General features: G+C 73.0%; 11 protein-coding genes. 2 read left to right on the top strand and 9 right to left on the bottom strand.

What is annotated here, in order from left to right; all coding sequences use genetic code 11:
- Positions 1 to 347 precede the first annotated feature (347 nt).
- Positions 348 to 2,024, bottom strand: coding sequence for a PucR family transcriptional regulator (locus ACZ6MA_RS15835; RefSeq protein ID WP_469434212.1), 1,677 nt, complete (start codon positions 2,022 to 2,024; stop codon positions 348 to 350).
- Between the two features lie 93 nt (positions 2,025 to 2,117).
- Entirely contained in the window at positions 2,118 to 4,385 is a 2,268-nt protein-coding gene (locus ACZ6MA_RS15840; RefSeq protein WP_469434214.1) for an ATP-binding protein, read from the bottom strand.
- 311 nt (positions 4,386 to 4,696) lie between these two features.
- Between ACZ6MA_RS15840 and gabT the strand changes: the two genes are divergently transcribed.
- Positions 4,697 to 6,055, top strand: a complete 1,359-nt coding sequence (gene gabT / locus ACZ6MA_RS15845; protein ID WP_469434216.1) for a 4-aminobutyrate--2-oxoglutarate transaminase — start codon at positions 4,697 to 4,699, stop codon at positions 6,053 to 6,055.
- A gap of 361 nt (positions 6,056 to 6,416) precedes the next feature.
- Positions 6,417 to 7,097 (top strand): phosphatase PAP2 family protein, encoded by a 681-nt coding sequence (locus ACZ6MA_RS15850; protein WP_469434218.1) that lies wholly within the window; start codon positions 6,417 to 6,419, stop codon positions 7,095 to 7,097.
- Here the strand turns inward: ACZ6MA_RS15850 and ACZ6MA_RS15855 are convergent.
- The 7 genes from ACZ6MA_RS15855 to ACZ6MA_RS15885 form a co-directional block, all read right to left on the bottom strand.
- A complete protein-coding gene (locus ACZ6MA_RS15855; RefSeq protein ID WP_469434220.1) occupies positions 7,021 to 7,476 on the bottom strand; it encodes a bifunctional DNA primase/polymerase in 456 nt (151 codons plus the stop codon). The genes ACZ6MA_RS15850 and ACZ6MA_RS15855 overlap by 77 nt on opposite strands.
- 194 nt (positions 7,477 to 7,670) lie before the next feature.
- Positions 7,671 to 9,083: an NAD(P)/FAD-dependent oxidoreductase gene (locus ACZ6MA_RS15860; protein ID WP_469434221.1), complete on the bottom strand. Its 1,413-nt coding sequence runs from the start codon at positions 9,081 to 9,083 to the stop codon at positions 7,671 to 7,673.
- A gap of 4 nt (positions 9,084 to 9,087) precedes the next feature.
- Entirely contained in the window at positions 9,088 to 9,903 is an 816-nt protein-coding gene (locus ACZ6MA_RS15865) for an ABC transporter permease (protein WP_469434222.1), read from the bottom strand.
- Complete coding sequence (locus ACZ6MA_RS15870) at positions 9,903 to 10,841, bottom strand: ABC transporter permease (protein WP_469434224.1); 939 nt, start codon at positions 10,839 to 10,841, stop codon at positions 9,903 to 9,905. Before ACZ6MA_RS15870 ends, ACZ6MA_RS15865 begins: the two co-directional genes overlap by 1 nt.
- Positions 10,841 to 12,010 (bottom strand): ABC transporter ATP-binding protein, encoded by a 1,170-nt coding sequence (locus ACZ6MA_RS15875; RefSeq protein ID WP_469434226.1) that lies wholly within the window; start codon positions 12,008 to 12,010, stop codon positions 10,841 to 10,843. The genes ACZ6MA_RS15870 and ACZ6MA_RS15875 overlap by 1 nt, the downstream gene beginning before the upstream one ends.
- Before the next feature lie 82 nt (positions 12,011 to 12,092).
- On the bottom strand, positions 12,093 to 13,286 hold the full coding sequence (locus tag ACZ6MA_RS15880; protein ID WP_469434227.1) for a polyamine ABC transporter substrate-binding protein: 1,194 nt from the start codon (positions 13,284 to 13,286) through the stop codon (positions 12,093 to 12,095).
- A 398-nt stretch (positions 13,287 to 13,684) separates the two neighbouring features.
- Complete coding sequence (locus ACZ6MA_RS15885; protein WP_469434228.1) at positions 13,685 to 15,199, bottom strand: gamma-aminobutyraldehyde dehydrogenase; 1,515 nt, start codon at positions 15,197 to 15,199, stop codon at positions 13,685 to 13,687.
- Positions 15,200 to 15,225: the final 26 nt, after the last annotated feature.

Genomic DNA, 15,225 nt, shown 5'->3' on the forward strand with positions numbered 1-15,225 from the left:
GCCCCCTGCCCGGCGGGGCCGCCCCCGCATGCGCGCTGCCGCGCGGGGTCCCGCAGCGGGGGCTGCCGGGCCGCCCGACGGGCGAGCCGCCTCCTGGCGCACTCACGCTGCCCGCGCGCGGGCCCCCCTTGCCCGGCGGGGGGCCGTCCCGGCATGCACGCGCTACCGCGAGGGGCCCGCAGCGGGGACTGCCGGGCCGCCTGGCGGATGAGCCGCTTCCTGGCGCGCCCCGGCCCAGCGGGCGCGCCGCCCCCGACACGGCTCCCGCCGGGCGCCCGGCGGGAGCCGTTCCGGTCTCTCGGCGGAGGCGTAGCCCGAAGCGCGGCAGCGCCCGGCGCCCGGGGCGGTTACTTCGAGGTGGCCTTGAGGGCCAGCCACAGTTCCATGCGGACGTCCGGGTCGTCCAGGGAGCGGCCGAGGATCTCCTCGACGCGGCGCATTCGGTAGCGGAGCGTGTGGCGGTGGACGCCCAGGTCGGCGGCGGCCGCGTCCCATTGGCCGTGTCGGGAGAGCCAGGCGCGGAGCGAGGCGACCAGGTCGCCGCGGCCCGTCGCGTCATGGTCGTGGAGGGCCCTGAGCATGCCGTCGGCGAAGGCCCGGACCGCCTCGTCGGCGAGGAGCGGGAGGACGGAGCCGGCGGCGACCTCCTCGTGCTCGACGAGGACCCGGCCGCGGCGGCGGGCCACGGTCAGGGCCTGTTCGGCCTGGTGGAAGGCGGTCGCGGCGGCGATCGCGACGGCTGGGGCGGACAGGCCGAGGACCACGTCGAGGCTGCCGTCGTCGGCGGCGGGAGCCACCCGTTCGCGCGGGGTGCGCGACGCGGTCGCGCGGTTCTTCGCCGCACCGCGGCGGTCCTCGATCGCCCGCGCGTGCTCGGCACAGGCGGCGACGGCCGCGCCGCCGTCCGGTACGAGGACGATCAGCCGGCCGTCGTCGGGGACGACGAGCACCGGCTCGGCCACCCGGCTCGCCGCGGTCTCCAGCGCGTCGGCGAGGGCGCCGAGCGGGTCGGGTGGAGTCGAGCGGGCCTCGCGCGGCTCCGCCGCCTCCGCCTCGCCGGACCCGTCGGCAAAGGCCTGGGCGACCAGCACCCGGAAGGGCGCGTCGAGCAGCCCGCCGTACAGCTCCCCGGCGACGCTCCGCGCGTGCTCCGGCTCGCCCGCCAGCAGCATCCGCAGTACCGCCGCGCCCAGCCGCTGTTCCGCGTCCCGCAGGGTCCGGGAGCGCTCGGTGGTGAGGGTCAGGAGCGCGACGGCGGAGTGCACGGCGTAGCGGTCGGCGGTGCCCAGCGGCGCGTCCGTGCCGACGGCGAGGACGGCACGGGTACGGCGGCCGGTGCCGAGCGACTGGAGTTCGACGCGGTCGGCCCCCTCGTCCCCGGGGTCCGCGCCGACGACGGCGCTGGCGGGTGCGGGCCGCTCCCGCAGCCGCTCGACGTCGGCGCCCAGCCGGGCGGCGCGGCGCTCGGCCCAGTCGGGGGCGGCGGCCACGACCGCGCCCGAGGCGTCGTAGAGCGCGGCCCAGCCGCCCAGGTGCGCGGCGAGCTTCGCCAGGAGCGCGGCGGGCCCGTCCGCGCCGAGCGCGGCCCGGGTCAGCTCGCGCTGGGCCTCGAAACCGGCGGTCACCGCCCGGTACTGGTCGGCGGCGATGGCCGCGGAGACGGCCTTGGTGATGGCGAGGAAGGGGGTGCGGCGGGGTACCTCCAGCAGGGGCAGCCCCTCCGCCCGGGCCGCCGCGACCAGCGCCTCCGGCACCTGTTCGTAGTTGACGCCGACGGCGAAGCCGAGCCCCACCACCCCGGCGCGGACCAGCCGACGCACATACCCGCGCATCGCCTCCGGGTCCTCGGCGTCGATCTTCATCGCGGTGATCAGCAGCAGCTCGCCGCCGTCCATCCACGGCACCGGGTCGGCCAGCTCGCTGACGTGCGCCCAGCGGACGGGGGTGTCCAGCCGGTCCTCCCCCGCGAGCACGGCGAGCTTGAGCGCGGAGTGGTGGACGAGTGAGGCGAGCGTAGGGGGCATGGCACCTTCGGAAGGGGCGTCTCGATGACTGTGCCGTCCCGTATGAACGGCTGTGACCGATTCTGCCTCAGTGGAGCATTCCGCGGCCAACGCTCACTTCCGGAGGTCCACCAGCACCGGCGGCGCGCTCCCCCCTTGCACGGACGTCACGGACAGCACCGCGTGCCCGGCGGGCACGGCGTGCGCCAGCTCGGAGGCGGACCAGCGTTCCCGCTCCACCTTGCGGACGGTGACCGACTGGGCGGTGACCGCGCGGCCGGTGATCACCCGCCGTACGACGTGGCTGGCGCGGGTCAGCGGCTCGTGGGCGATGACCTGCCGGTCGGTGATGTCGCGGGTCTCGACCCATTCCTTGCCCCAGACCTCGGCGAAGCGCGCGCCGTCCCAGGTGGTGACGCCGGAGAAGGCCATCCGGCAGCCGACCGAGCCGAGCAGGGCGCTGCGCAGCGCCTCGGGCACGTCGTCGAGCGTGCGGAGGGTGAGCACGGCCCCGGCATTGGCCGAGCGCAGCCGCTGCAGCCCGCGGACGGCCTCGGCGGTGATCGTATGGGTGGCGTCGTCGAGGACCAGACAGGTGAACAGGGAGCGGTCGGCGCGGCCGACGGCGGACTCCGTGAACTGCGCGAGGACGAGCCGGGCCAGCAGCCGGGACGCCTCGGCGTGGCCGCGCTCGGGCAGGTCGATCCGTACTCGCAGCGGGTGTTCGAGGCTGCGCAGCGAGAAGGTGCGGCCGGGGGCGGTGGTGTCGAAGAAGCGCGCGAAGGCGGGCCGGTCGAGGAGGGCGAGCCGGTCGGCGAGGAACGCCCCGGGGTCGTCGGGGCGCTGCGCCTGCCGTTCGCGGGCGTCGAGTTCCCGCAGGTGCGCGTCCAGGCCCGCGGACCGCAGGGCGGTGCGCAGCGCGGTGACGGCGTCGGCGGACCGGTCGAGGAGTTCCCGCAGTTCGGGTACGGACGGGAAGCGTCCGTGGGCGGCGCGGTAGGGGCCCAGCAGCTGGGCGAGCGCCGTGACGGCGCGCCGGGCGTCCCCGCTGGGGAGGCTGGAGGTCACATCGCCGACGAGTCCTTCGGCGAGTACTCCGGCGGCCTCGTCGGGGTCGTCGGTGCCCCCGTACAGATCGAGGTCGTAGGCGGAGTCGGGGCGCCCGATCTTCACCACGATGTCGAAGGACTCGTCCGGTGCGAGCCCGGCGCCCGCGGCGCCGACCACGACGACCGCACTCCGCCCGGCGAGTGCCTGCAGGCACAGCGATTCCAGGACGGGGCGCACCAGGCGTGCGGTCTTGCCGCAGCCGGGCGGGCCGACGGCGAGGAGCGAGGTGCCCAGCAGCCCCGGGTCGAGGGCGCAGCCGGCGCCCCGGTGGTCGTAGGGGTTGCGGTCGTCGTCGGCGGCGGTGCCGATGCGCACCTGCCGGGTGACGAGATCGTGCTGCGCGGCGCGTACGGGCAGATCGCGGGAGCCGGAGGGGTGGGCGCACGCGGCGGCGCCGTGGCGCAGCACGGTGTCGGTGAAGGAGGCGGGGCCGCCGGGCCGGGCCCGGGTCGACTCCCACGCGTGCGCGATGCGGGCGTGGTCGACGTCGTTCATCAGCCCGTGCCGGGCGTCGGCCGTCAGCCGGTCGGCGGCGTCGTGCGCCCCGGCGGCACGCAGCCGGGGCCACTGGGCGGGGTCCTCGCGGGGGGCGGGGGCGGCGGGGGCCGGGGTGCCGGAGTCGTCCCACAGCCGGCGCAGGGCGGGGGCGGCGTAACGGCGCCAGACCTGCGCCCAGCGGCCGAGGCGGCCGAAGACGACGAGCAGGACGCCGATGACGAGGGCGTAGTAGACGTACACCGTCCACACCGCGACCATGCCCTGGTGCCAGGCGTCCGGGGTGAGGGCGTACAGCGGCCAGATCCAGAACGGGCCGAGGTAGCCGTTCCACATCAGGGACCACAGCAGCCAGCCGCAGAGGAAGGAGATGACCGCCCCGCTGACCAGCGGTCGCCCGGCGATCCGGTCCGGTTCGTGCGGGGGCCTCGGCCGGTGGCCGAAGGCCCAGATGCCGGGGGCCGTCGCCGGGCGCGGGGTGCGCAGCCAGGCGAGGAAGGCCGATCCCGGCGGCGGGGCGGCGGGGACGCCTGCGGCGGGTGCGGCGGGTGCCGTGCCCCGCGGCGGCAGGGCGACGGGGCGCGGGGGCGCGGGAGGGGCGGCGGGCGCCGGGGCCGGCTGGGCGGGGGGAACAAGGGGTGCCAGAGGTGCCAGGGGTGCCGGCGGTACGGGCGGGGCGGGGGGCAGGGCAGGGGGTTTGGCCGGCGGGTCCGCCGGCCGGGGCAGCGTCCAGTCGCCTCGGGTGCCCGGTTCGCCGTAAGTGTCCTCGGTGTCCATCGCTGCCCCTTGCCCCCGACCAGCCGTCCTGCCGCCGTGCCCGCGTCCGCCGCCGCGGGTGCGTGCCGTCGTCGCTCAATCTAGTGGCCGTACGACGGGAGTTCAGCGTCCCCGGCGATGCCACGCCCGTAGCGTGCGCATGATCACTCGGAGGGTGCGCGCGGACGGCCGCCCGGGGCCGCCATGTCCGTGGCGGACAAGGCGACGCGCGCACTGCTCCCGAACGGAACATGCCGAGGCCCCTCCCCCCGCCCTAGCCTGCGACGTAAAAGCCCCTTTCGCCGCCTCTTTCTCTCACTGGAGCGCACCTCATGACCGAACTGACCGGAGGCCCGTCCCTTCCCCAGGAGCGCCGTGTCGTCACCGCGATCCCCGGCCCGAAGTCGCTGGAGCTGCAGGCCCGCCGTCTTCAGACGGTCGCCGGTGGCGTGGGTTCGGTGCTGCCGGTGTTCACCGTGCGCGCGGGCGGCGGTGTCATCGAGGACGTGGACGGCAACTCGCTGATCGACTTCGGTTCCGGCATCGCCGTGACCTCGGTGGGCTCCAGCGCGGAGGCCGTGGTGCGCCGCGCGTCCGCGCAGCTCGCCGACTTCACCCACACCTGTTTCATGGTGACCCCGTACGAGGGCTACGTGGAGGTCTGTGAGCAGCTCGCCGAGCTGTCCCCCGGCGACCACGCCAAGAAGTCGGCGCTGTTCAACTCGGGCGCCGAGGCCGTCGAGAACGCGGTGAAGATCGCCCGTGCGTACACCAAGCGCCAGGCGGTCGTCGTCTTCGACCACGGCTACCACGGCCGGACGAACCTGACGATGGCGCTCACCGCCAAGAACATGCCGTACAAGCAGGGCTTCGGCCCGTTCGCGCCCGAGGTCTACCGGGTGCCGGTGGCGTACGGCTACCGCTGGCCGACCGGTCCGGAGAACTGTGGCGCGGAGGCGTCCGCCCAGGCCATCGACCAGATCACCAAGCAGATCGGCGCGGAGAACGTCGCGGCGATCATCATCGAGCCGATCCTGGGCGAGGGCGGCTTCATCGAGCCGGCCAAGGGCTTCCTGCCCGCGATCGCCCAGTTCGCCAAGGACAACGGCATCGTCTTCGTCGCGGACGAGATCCAGTCCGGCTTCTGCCGCACCGGCCAGTGGTTCGCGTGCGAGGACGAGGGCATCGTCCCGGACCTGATCACCACCGCCAAGGGCATCGCGGGCGGTCTGCCGCTCGCCGCCGTCACCGGCCGCGCGGAGATCATGGACGCGGCCCACGCGGGTGGCCTCGGCGGCACCTACGGCGGTAACCCGGTGGCCTGCGCCGCGGCGCTCGGCTCCATCGAGACGATGCGCGAGCTGGACCTGAACGCCAAGGCCAAGCGCATCGAGGAGGTCATGAAGGGCCGCCTCGCCGAGATGCGGGACAAGCTGGACAACGGCGCCGTCATCGGTGACATCCGCGGCCGCGGTGCGATGATCGCGATCGAGCTGGTCGAGCCGGGCACCAAGACCCCGAACGCGGCGGCCGCCGGCGCCCTCGCGAAGGCCTGCCACGCGGAGGGCCTGCTGGTGCTCACCTGCGGCACCTACGGCAACGTGCTGCGCTTCCTGCCGCCGCTGGTCATCGGCGAGGACCTGCTGAACGAGGGTCTGGACATCATCGAGGCCGCCTTCGACCGTCTGTGATCTCCTCCCGTGGTCACGGGGGTGACCACGGGGAGTGGACACGCGGAGTGAAGAACATGTGCGGGGCAGGTGGTGGAGGGGTGATCCGGGTGTCCGGCCCGCCCTACCTGCCGTACGGTTTCTTCAGATGAGTGAAACACCCCGCCCGCAGGGGACTGCGGGCGATGCCGAGCCGGTGCTTCCCCAGTGCCGACCCGGTCGTGCCATCGCGCACACCACCGGAGCCCATGGCTCCGGGCATCCTCACCGATCGGATGACCGCCCGCCCCATACCCCCCGGGGCGCGCGGCCCACCGGTCACCACGGCGGCCTCGGAACCACCCCCCCTGTTCCGGGGCCGCCGACTTCGCGCCCGGCGGCGGTGACGTCACCCGCCGTTCTCCTCCCGGCACTGTGCGCGGTGCTCTTCGCCCTGGTCACCTGGCAGATCACCGCTCGCGGACCGGTGCGCGCCCTCGACGAGCGGCTGGGCCGCGCGGTGGTGGACTCGGCCGTCCCGGGGGCCGTCGCGGAGTTCTTCGCCGACCTCGGCAACACGGCGGTCGCGCTGCCCGTGCTGGCCGCCGCGATGATCGCGTCGGCCGTGCGGTCCCGGGCACCCGGCCGGTGGCTGCCCCCGCTCGCCGCGGCGCTCACGATGGGCCTCGTGCCGGCCCTGGTCGTCCCGGTCAAGAACGCGGTCGCCCGCCCCGGGCCGCCCGGGATGCCGCCCGGCGCGCACGACGGCTTCTTCCCCTCCGGCCACACCGCCACGGCGTGCGTCGCCTACGGCGCCGCGGTGCTGCTCCTGCTGCACCGGGCCCCGCCGGCGCCGTCCCGCGTACGCACCGTGACGGTCCTCGGATGCGTACTGCTCAACGCCGGCGTGGGTCTCGGACTGGTGCGGCGCGGCTACCACTGGCCGCTGGACGTGGTGGGTGCCTGGTGTCTGTCGGGGATGCTGCTGTGGGCCCTGGCCCTGCTGCTCAGCGGCCCGGGCCGGCGCGGCCGGGCCCGGCCACGGCCTCGTGCATCGCGAGTTCCAGCACCGCCGGGTCGTTGAGCGTGCCCGACCCGTCGGGCGGCACGATCCAGCGCAGCCCGCTCACGGGCCGCGCCGGGTGGGGGACGACGATCCACGCACCGTGCCCGGCCGCCCTGACACCGGTGGCGACCCAGCCGGCGGCCGTGCCCGGCGGGACGAAGAAACCCACGCGGCTGTCGGCGAGCACCGGGCCGGGCCGTCCGGCCCGTCGGCACAGCACGTCCAGGGTGGGATGGCCGAGCCCGCCGGGGAGGATGAGCACGTCCCACAGCCGGCCCGCGGGCAGCAGCGCCACCCCCAGGGGACCGCGCTCCCACTCCCACCGGCAGGTCTCGGGGTCGGGTGCCGCCGAAGCCAGCCACTCCACCGCGTTCCGCGCCCCCGCGTCGCCACTCATAGAGGGTTCCTCCGCTCCGTGTCCGCTTGTCTCGTTCTGCGTTCACGGATGAGAGGCCGTTCGGGGCGGATCATTACGCGGGTTCGTGCGGAATTTCCGCATGATCGGGTGGTGAAGGGCGCACTGGGCCGAGGGGCCACGCGCCGGGCGTGAGCGGGGGCGCGTGGTCGCGCCCCGCCCCTCGCGACGGCGGATCAGCTGTCGAAGCCCATGCCGACCTTGTCCATGGCCTTGAGCCAGAGGTTGCGGCGGCCGCCGTTCTCGTCGGCCCGGGTCATCGACCACTGGGTGATGCCGATCCCCACCGATCGCACCGGCTCGGGCGGGAACGGCAGCGGCTTGCTGCGGACCATCTCCAGTTCGGTGCGCTCGGTGCGCTCGCCGGAGAGCAGATCGAGCATGACGTCCGCGCCGAAGCGGCTCGCGCCGACACCGAGACCGGTGTAGCCGAGCGCGTAGGCGACCCGGCCGCCGTGCGCGGTGCCGAAGAACGCCGAGAAGCGCGAGCAGGTGTCGATGGCACCGCCCCAGTTGTGGGTGAAGCGCACGCCTTCGAGCTGGGGGAAGCAGCGGAAGAAGTGCTCGGCGAGCTTCTGGTAGGTGGCGGGGTGGTGGTCGTACTCGGAGCGGATCCCACCGCCGTAGTGATGGACGATGTCGTAGCCGCCCCACAGGATGCGGTTGTCGCGCGTGATGCGGAAGTAGTGGAAGTGGTTGGCCGCGTCACCGAGCCCCTGCCGCCGCTTCCAGCCGACGGCGGCCAGTTGCCCGGCGCTGAGCGGCTCGGTCATCAGCGCGTAGTCGTAGACCGGGGTGATGTACGGGCGCAGCCGCTTGACCAGCGAGGGGAAGGCGTTGGTGCCCAGCGCCGCGTGCCGGGCGAAGACCCGGCCGTAGGGCGTGCGGACGGCCACCCCGGCGTTGCGCGAGGACAGCTCGGTACCGGGGGTCTGTTCGTAGATCCGCACGCCGAGGTCCACGCAGGCGCGCTTGAGGCCCCAGGCGAGCTTCGCGGGGTGGAGCATCGCCACGCCCGTGCGGTCCCAGAGCCCGGCGAGGAAGGTCGGGGAGTCGACCTCGGCGCGCAGGGCGTCGCGGTCGAGGAACTCGTAGTCGGGGAGGCCGAGGGCCGTGACCTCGTCGGCGGCCTCCCGCAGCTCCTGCACCTGGTGCGGGGCGGTGGCGATGTCGATCTCGCCGGTGCGTTCGAAGTCGCAGTCGATGCCGTGGCGGGTGAGGGCGGCCTCGATCTCGTCGAGGTTGCGGCGGCCGAGCCGCTCCAGGGTGGTCAGTTCCCCGGGCCAGCGGGACTGGCCGTTGGCCCAGCCGTGGGTGAGGGAGGAGGAGCAGAAGCCGCCGTTGCGGCCGGAGGCGGCCCAGCCGACCTCCTGGCTCTCGATGAGGACGACGTCCCGGGCGGGATCGCGCTCCTTGGCGTTCAGCGCGGTCCACAGGCCGGAGTAACCGCCGCCGACGACGAGCAGATCGCAGTGCTCGTCGCCGACGAGCGCGGGGAGGGGGGCCGGCCGGGCGGGGTCGTCGAGCCAGTAGGGGCGCGGCGCGGCGTCGGAAAGTGATTGGACAGGGTTCATGGCACGAGCGGCCATGTTCTCAGCTCCTTTTGCGGCGTCCGCCGGCCAGCTGACCGACGAGCACGCACAGCACGGCGATGACGAACATCGCCGTTCCGATGACATTGATCTGAACGGGTGTGCCCCTTTGCGCGGATCCCCAGACGAACATGGGGAAGGTCACAGTGGAGCCGGCGTTGAAGTTCGTGATGATGAAGTCGTCGAAGGACAGGGCGAAGGAGAGCAGCGCGCCCGCGGCGATCCCGGGGGCGGCGATCGGGAGGGTGACGCGCAGGAAGGTCTGCAGCGGGGTGGCGTAGAGGTCCTGTGCGGCCTGTTCGAGCCGGGGGTCCATGCTCATCACGCGCGCCTTGACGGCGGTGACCACGAAGCTCAGGCAGAACATGATGTGGGCGATGAGGACGGTCCAGAAGCCGAAGGTGACGCCCATGTTGAGGAAGAGGGTGGCCAGCGAGGCGGCCATGACGACCTCGGGCATGGCCATCGGCAGGAAGAGCAGGGTGCTCACCGAGGAGCGGGCCCGGAAGCGGTAGCGGGCGAGCGCGAAGGCGATCATCGTGCCGAGGACGGTCGAGCCGATGGTCGCCCAGACGGCGATCTGGAGGCTGAGGGACAGCGAGCCGCACAGGTCGGCGACGCCGCAAGGGTCCGCCCAGGCGTCGGTGGAGAAGCGCTGCCATTCGTAGTTGAACCGGCCGTTGGGCTTGTTGAACGAGAAGACCGTCACGATGACGTTGGGCAGCATCAGATAGGCGAGCGTGGCCAGCCCGGCGATCACGACGAGGTTGCGGCGCAGCACGCGCAGCACGCGTGACGGGCCCGAGGGAGCAGTCATCAGACCAGGTCCTCCGTCCCGGACTTGCGGATGTAGAGCGTGACCATGGCGAGGATGGCGGCCATGAGGATGAAGGACAGCGCGGCGGCGGTCGGGTAGTCCAGGACGCGCAGGAACTGGGACTGGATGACGTTGCCGATCATCTTCTGGTCGGTGGAGCCGAGCAGTTCGGCGTTGATGTAGTCGCCGGTGGCGGGGATGAAGGTGAGCAGGGTGCCCGCGACGACGCCCGGCATGGACAGCGGGAAGGTCACCTTGCGGAAGGTGGTCAGGGGCTTGGCGTAGAGGTCGCCGGCCGCTTCGTGGAGCCGCGGGTCGATGCGTTCGAGGGAGGTGTAGAGCGGCAGGATCATGAAGGGCAGGAAGTTGTAGGTCAGCCCGCAGACGACGGCCAGCGGGGTGGCAAGCACGCGGTGGCCCTCGGTGATGCCGAGTGCGTCGGTGAGGCCGAGGACGTGCAGCGAGTTGAGGGTGGAGACGACGGGGCCGCCGTCGGAGAGGATCGTCTTCCAGGCCAGGGTGCGGATCAGGAAGCTGGTGAAGAACGGGGCGATGACCAGGATCATCAGCACGTTGCGCCAGCGGCCCGCCTTGAAGGCGATGAGGTAGGCGAGCGGGTAGCCGAGGGCGAGGCAGCCGACGGTGGCGGTGGCGGCGTAGCCGACCGAGCGCAGGAACTGCGGGTAATACTCGGTGGCCGCGTCCCAGTAGGTCGCGAAGTGCCAGGTGACCTCGAAGCCCTCTTCGAGCGAGCCGGTCTGCACGGAGGTGGAGGCCTGGTAGACGAGCGGCGCGGCGAAGAAGACGAGCAGCCAGAGGATGCCGGGCAGCAGCAGCCAGTAGGGGACGCGCCGCTTGCGGAGGGCCGCCGCGCGCAGCGCGGGCGGGGCCTCGGGGGCGGCGGCCCGGTCGGGGGCGGGGGCCTGCGGGTGTGCCATCAGGTGCCCTCCCCCGCGTCCGTGCCCGCCTCGATGCTCTGCGCGGCGTCGAGACCGAAGCTGTGGCCGGGGTTCCAGTGCAGGACGACCTCGGCGCCGGGGACGAGCCGGTGGTCGCGCTCGATGTTCTGCTCGTAGACGGCCAGCGGCGCGGCACCGGCGGTGACGGGGCTGTCGACGAGGTACTGGGTGGAGACGCCGATGAAGCTGGAGGTGGCGATGCGGCCGGTGACGCGGTTGCGGCCGTCGGGGACGGTGCCGGCGTCGTCGGCGTGGGTGAGGCTGATCTTCTCGGGCCGTATCCCGATCAGCAGCCGCCCGCCGGTGCGGGGGACGGTCGTACATCGCTCGGCGGGCAGCGCGAGTTTGGTGCTCGCGGCCTGGAGGACGAGGTCGCTGCCGGAGGCGTCGAGGACGTCGGCGGCGATGAGGTTGGAGGTGCCGAGGAAGTTGGCGACGAAGGTGGTGCGCGGCGTCTCGTAGAGGTCGGCGGGGGCGCCGAGCTGCTCGACCCGGCCGCCGTTCATCACCGCGACCGTGTCGGCCATGGTCATGGCCTCCTCCTGGTCGTGGGTGACGTGGATGAAGGTGATGCCCACCTCGGTCTGGATGCGCTTGAGCTCGAGCTGCATCTGGCGGCGCAGCTTGAGGTCGAGGGCGCCCAGGGGTTCGTCGAGGAGCAGCACCCGCGGGTGGTTGATCAGGGCGCGGGCGACGGCGACGCGCTGCTGCTGGCCGCCGGAGAGCTGCTGGGGCTTGCGGCGGGCGAAGTCGCCGAGCTGGACGAGGTCGAGCATGTCGCCGACCTGCTTCTTGACGGACTTGATGCCGCGCCGGCGCAGCCCGAAGGCGACGTTCTCGTAGATGTCGAGGTGGGGGAAGAGGGCGTAGCTCTGGAAGACGGTGTTGACGGGCCGCTTGTGCGGGGGGAGGGCGGTGACGTCGGCGCCGGCCAGCTCGACGGTGCCGGTGCTGGGGTCCTCGAGACCGGCGATCATGCGCAGGGTGGTGGTCTTGCCGCAGCCGGAGGCGCCGAGGAGGGCGAAGAACGAGCCGCCGGGGACGGTCAGGTCGAGCGGGTGGACGGCGGTGAAGGCGCCGTAGCTCTTGCTGATGCCGGTGAGCCGGACCTCGGTGCCGGTGTGCTCGGTCGGGGCGGTTGCTGTCATGGGTGTCGGTCCAGGGGTGTCGGAGGGCGCCGGGGGAGGTCGGCCGCGTACGGGGGGGACGGGGGTGAGCGGGTACGGGCTGTCAGGCGCCGGTGAGCTCGGCGAACCTGCCCTCGAACGCCTTGTCCTCCGCGGCGGACAGCGAGCGGAAGGCGTGTGCCTTCGCCGCCATCGCCTCACTGGGGATGATCAAGGGGTTGTCGGCCAGGTCCTTGTCGATTTTCGCGAGTTCCTCGCGGAGGCCCGCCACCGGGCTCACATAGTTGATGGAAGCGGCGAGCCGGGCCGCGACCTCGGGCTGGTAGTAGTAGTCGATGAGACGCTCGGCGTTCTTCTTGTGGCGGGCGTGATGCGGGACCAGAAGATTGTCGCTGGAAAGCATGTAGCCGGCGTCCGGGACCGCGAACCGGATGTCGGAGTTGTCGGCCTGGAGCTGCACGAGGTCCCCGGCCCAGGCGATACAGGCGGCGATGTCGCCCTTGTTGAGGTCGCCCGTGTAGTCGTTGCCGGTGAAGCGGCGGATCTGCCGGCGGTCGACGGCCTTTTGCAGCCGGTCGATCGCGGCGTCGTAGTCGTCGGCGGTGACGTGCTCGGGCCGCTTGCCCATGTCGAGCAGGGTGAGACCGACGGTGTCGCGCATCTCGGAGAGCAGGCCGACGCGGCCCTTGAGCTTGGGGTCGTCCAGGAGCTGGGAGACGGAGTCGACGGTGCGGCCGCCGGTCGCCTTGCGGTTGTAGGCGATGACGGCGGGGATGCCGGTCCAGGGGTAGGAGTGGGCGCGGCCGGGGTCCCAGTCGGGGGTGCGGAAGCCGGGGGCGAGGTTGGCGTAGGCGTGCGGGAGGTTGGCGGCGTCCAGCCGCTGCGCCCAGCCCAGGCCGATCATGCGGCCGGCCATCCAGTCCGTGACGCAGATCAGGTCGCGGCCGATGCCCTGGCCGGCGGCGAGCTGCTTGCTGACCTTGCCGAAGAATTCGACGTTGTCGTTGATGTCCTCGGTGTAGTCGACCCGGATGCCGGTGCGCCGCCGGAAGTCGTCGAGGGTGGGGCGGCTCTTGCCGTCCTCACCGACGTCGATGTACTCGGTCCAGTTGGAGAAGGAGAGCGTTCTCTCCGCCGCGGAGCGGTCCTCGGACGCGTCGTCCGTCCCGGTGCGTCCGGCGGGCGGGATACCGCAGCCGCCCAGCGCGCCGAGGCCGCCGAGCGTGAGCGCTCCGGCGCCGCCCGACCGCAAAAGGGACCGCCGGGTCAACGCCGCACGTGGCTGGTAGCGCTCCATTCGGAATGCCCTTTCCGTAGCTCCAACGGGCTTTGGACGAGGATCCTGACAGAGCCATTCGCCCTGAACAAGGGATTCCGTTGTTGCCTTTTGATTACGCGACCGATTCGGTGAGCCCTCGCGCGGGCGCGTCCACCCGCGCGAAAAGCCGGGGATTTCCGCGCACCATCAGAAAATACCGGCAGGCGGTGCGACGACGCGCACGACGGCGTTCCCGCCGGGCGCGGCGCACCGGCGGGGGCAGGGCCCCGATATCCGGGAACGGTCCGCTCCCGCGGCATTCGAGCGCGGGTGGCGGGCCGGGCAGCGCTTATCGCCCTTTGGCCGTGCGGACTAAGGCCGTGCGGAATTACGGCCGGCCCGGGGCCGGCCGGCATAAGGGTTTTCGTCGGCGGTTTTCAGCGGGCGCCGAACACCGTGCGGTGCCAGTCCTTTCGCGCGACCGCCGTATTGTCGTACATGACGTGTTTGAGCTGGGTGTACTCCTCGAAGGAATAGGCCGACATGTCCTTGCCGTAACCGGAGGCCCGGTGGCCGCCGTGCGGCATCTCGCTGATGATCGGAATGTGGTCGTTGATCCAGACGCAGCCGGCCCGCAGCTCCCGGGTGGCACGGCCCGTGCGGTAGACGTCCCGGCTCCAGGCGGAGGCGGCGAGTCCGTACGGGGTGTCGTTGGCCAGGGCGATGCCCTCGTCGTCACTGTCGAAGGGCAGCACGACCAGGACCGGGCCGAAGATCTCGGCCTGGACGATCTCGCTGTCCTGCGGGGCGCCCGTGATGAGCGTGGGGAGGTAGTAGGCGCCCTTGGCCAGTTCGCCGCCGGGGGCCTCGCCGCCGGTGACGACGGTGGCGTACGAGCGGGCCCGGTCGACGAAACCCGCGACCCTCTCCCGCTGGGCACGTGAGATCAGCGGACCGAGATCGGTCCGGTCGTCGAAGGGGTCGCCGAGCCGGACGGTGGCCATCAGATCGGCCACGCCGCGCACGAACGCCTCGTACAGCGGCCGCTGCACATACGCGCGGGTCGCGGCCGTGCAGTCCTGGCCGGTGTTGATGAGCGAGCCCGCGACCGCGCCGTGGACCGCGGCCTCCAGGTCGGCGTCGTCGAAGACGACGAAGGGGGCCTTGCCGCCGAGTTCCAGATGGATCCGCTTGACGGTGGCGGTGGCGATCTCGGCGACCCGCTTGCCCACGGCGGTGGAGCCCGTGAAGGAGGTCATGGCGACGGACTGGTGGCCGACGAGACGCTCGCCGGCGCCCTTCCCCGTCCCGCTGACGACGTTGACCACCCCGTCCGGGATTCCGGCGTCGGTGGCCGCCCGGGCGAACATCAGGGAGGTCAGCGGGGTCGTCTCGGCGGGCTTGAGCACGATGGTGTTGCCCGCCGCGATCGCCGGCAGGACCTTCCACGCCGCCATCTGGAGGGGGTAGTTCCAAGGGGTGATCGAGCCGACGACACCGATCGGCTCCCGCCGTACGTACGAGGTGTGGTCGGCGCTGTACTCCCCCGCCGACCTGCCCTCCAGATACCGGGCGGCGCCCGCGAAGAAGGCGGTGTTGTCGACCGTGCCCGGCACGTCGAACTCGGTGGTGAGCCTGATCGGCTTGCCGCACTGCGCCGACTCGGCCCGCGCGAAGTCCCCGGCCCGCTCGGCGAGCACGGCGGCGAACCGGGTCAGCGCGTCCGAACGCTCGCCCGGGGTGGCGCCCGCCCACTCGGGGAAGGCCCGCTCGGCGGCGGCCACGGCCGCGTCGACGTCGGCCTCCCCGGCCGGCTCGTAGCCGAGGATCTCCTCCCCGGTCGCCGGGTCGACGACCGCGAGCCGCCGGCCGGACGTCCCGGCCCGCGCGCTGCCGCCGATGTACTGGGCGCCCTCGGCGAACCGTTCCGTGGCGTCGAACCGTTGACTCATGGCGCACTCCTCCGCCGACCGCGATG

The organism is Streptomyces sp. NPDC042259 (genome assembly GCF_055582085.1).

Coding starts and splice junctions, on each gene's coding strand:
- ACZ6MA_RS15835 (WP_469434212.1), bottom strand. CDS start 2,024: ATGCCCCCTACGCTCGCCTCACTCGTCCACCACTCCGCGCTCAAGCTC.
- ACZ6MA_RS15840 (WP_469434214.1), bottom strand. CDS start 4,385: ATGGACACCGAGGACACTTACGGCGAACCGGGCACCCGAGGCGACTGG.
- gabT (WP_469434216.1), top strand. CDS start 4,697: ATGACCGAACTGACCGGAGGCCCGTCCCTTCCCCAGGAGCGCCGTGTC.
- ACZ6MA_RS15855 (WP_469434220.1), bottom strand. CDS start 7,476: ATGAGTGGCGACGCGGGGGCGCGGAACGCGGTGGAGTGGCTGGCTTCG.
- ACZ6MA_RS15860 (WP_469434221.1), bottom strand. CDS start 9,083: ATGGCCGCTCGTGCCATGAACCCTGTCCAATCACTTTCCGACGCCGCG.
- ACZ6MA_RS15865 (WP_469434222.1), bottom strand. CDS start 9,903: ATGACTGCTCCCTCGGGCCCGTCACGCGTGCTGCGCGTGCTGCGCCGC.
- ACZ6MA_RS15870 (WP_469434224.1), bottom strand. CDS start 10,841: ATGGCACACCCGCAGGCCCCCGCCCCCGACCGGGCCGCCGCCCCCGAG.
- ACZ6MA_RS15875 (WP_469434226.1), bottom strand. CDS start 12,010: ATGACAGCAACCGCCCCGACCGAGCACACCGGCACCGAGGTCCGGCTC.
- ACZ6MA_RS15880 (WP_469434227.1), bottom strand. CDS start 13,286: ATGGAGCGCTACCAGCCACGTGCGGCGTTGACCCGGCGGTCCCTTTTG.
- ACZ6MA_RS15885 (WP_469434228.1), bottom strand. CDS start 15,199: ATGAGTCAACGGTTCGACGCCACGGAACGGTTCGCCGAGGGCGCCCAG.